Here is a 400-nt window from a genome sequence, read left to right on the forward strand (position 1 = left end):
AGACCGGCCAGATGCTGGCCGCCCTGCTGGGCTGGGGCCAGGGCACCTTCGCCTCCAAGATCGTTGCCGGTGAGGGCTCCATCGCCGTGACCCGCGAGATCGACGGCGGGCTGGAGACGGTGGATCTCAAGCTGCCGGCCATTGTCACGGCCGATCTGCGCCTGAACGAGCCGCGTTATGCGAGCTTGCCGAACATCATGAAGGCGAAGAAGAAGCCGCTGGAGACGATCACCCCGGACAGCTTGGGCGTGGACGTGGCGCCGCGCCTGACGACGCTGAAGGTGGTCGAGCCGGCCAAGCGCAAGGCGGGTGTGAAGGTGGCCGACGTGGCCGCCCTGGTGGACAAGCTGAAGAGCGAGGCGCGGGTGATCTGAACTCGTCGGCTCCGAGGCCCCCTCCC

At 68.0% G+C, this 400-nt stretch carries 1 protein-coding gene; it reads left to right on the plus strand.

Translation table 11 applies throughout. The features are described 5' to 3' along the window. A partial coding sequence (locus EJ913_RS31345) for an electron transfer flavoprotein subunit beta/FixA family protein (protein ID WP_425321141.1) occupies positions 1-374 on the plus strand: 374 nt, incomplete at its 5' end. Between the last annotated feature and the right edge of the window lie 26 nt (positions 375-400).

It is taken from the genome of Azospirillum doebereinerae (genome assembly GCF_003989665.1).
Taxonomy (GTDB): domain Bacteria; phylum Pseudomonadota; class Alphaproteobacteria; order Azospirillales; family Azospirillaceae; genus Azospirillum; species Azospirillum doebereinerae.